A 1,364-nucleotide genomic window follows, 5' to 3' on the forward strand; every position below is an offset into this window, starting at 1 on the left:
CGTCGGCCAGCACCACCGGCACCTCGTCCGCCGACAGACACACCACCCGCGCGTCCCCGTCCGGATCCGCGACCATCGCCTCCAACACCGCCCGGTACATGGCGCCGAGGCGCAGCACGTTGGGGTAGCTGACGACGTGCGGGCGGCTGAGGATGCTCAGCGTCCCGGCGAGGGTGGAGACGTGCAGGTCGAACTCGCTGGACGCCTCGTAGATGGCGTCGTCGAAGCCGACGCGGTCGGTGTCGACCTGCTCGAAGTCCAGGTAGTTGAAGAGGATCTCGATGGGCCGCTCGCCTCCGGTGAACCGTTGCACGGACGGCAGCGGATAGTGCCGGTGCGGCCACAGCTCCAGCTCGGCCTCGAAGGTCTGCCGAACCAGGTCCGCCCAGGTCGCGGCCGGTCCCCGGTGGACGAACGGCAGCGTGTTCAGGTGCATGCCGTACACCCGGTCCGCGCCGGCCACCTCGGGCCGGCCGTGGCAGACGAGACCGCTGGTGAAGACGGGTTCGCCGGTGAGCTGGCTCATCACCTTCAGGTGCGCGCCCAGCAGCACGCTCTTCAGCGACGTGCCGGTACGGCTGGCCAGGCCCTTCAGCCCGTCGAGCAGGTCGTGCAGCGGCACCCGGGTGCCGCACTGGAACTCGGGGTCGGATTCGGGCGCACCCCAGCCGGACGGCAGCGCGAAGCGCGGGTGCTCGACCACGCCCTGCCAGTACGCCTCGTCCTCGGCGGACGTCAGGGAGGCCAGTTCGGCGGCGACGAAGTCGGCGTAGCGGACCGGCAGCGCCTCGAAGGGCACCGGGGCGCCGGTGTCCCGCAGCTGCCGGTAGTTGTCCAGGATCTCCATCAGCAGGGAGTGGTGGCTCCAGCCTTCGAGGATGCCGTGCGACATCGTCAGCACGAACCACCAGGCGTTGCCGTCGCCGATCGCGCCGGCGACGCGCATCTGGGGGGCCTGGTCCGGCGGGAACGGGGTGGCCCGTTCGGCGGCCATGAAGGCGCGCAGCCGGTCCTCGGCATCCGTCCCGCGCAGGTCGAGCGCGGTCACCTCGACGGGCACCTCGGCGTGCACGAGTTGCAGCGGCACGGAGTAGCCGTTCAGGTCGAACGAGGTGCGCAGGATCTCGTGCCGGTCGACGACAGCCTGCACCGCGTGGCGCAGCGCGTCGGGGGCCAGGGGCTGGTCGTCGTGGATCGGGAAGGCCGACACGTTGTGGTACGTGTGCCGGTCGGTGTCGGTCAGCGTCTTCACCAGCATGCCGAGCTGCACCTGGGCGATCGGGTACGCGTCGGCGAGGCCGGCGGGCAGGGCGGCGCGGTCGGCGTCGTCGAGCAGCGCGAACGGGGCGACCGCCTGGAACTCC

Annotated in this window: 1 protein-coding gene; it reads right to left on the reverse strand. The window is 71.4% G+C overall.

Annotated features, from left to right (window positions below):
* Positions 1-1,364 (reverse strand): condensation domain-containing protein (locus ACGF5G_RS35730; RefSeq protein ID WP_393271322.1); only part of this gene is annotated, 1,364 nt, incomplete at both ends.

Origin of the sequence: Micromonospora sp. NPDC047730 (genome assembly GCF_043204765.1) — a bacterium.
Lineage (GTDB): Bacteria > Actinomycetota > Actinomycetes > Mycobacteriales > Micromonosporaceae > Micromonospora.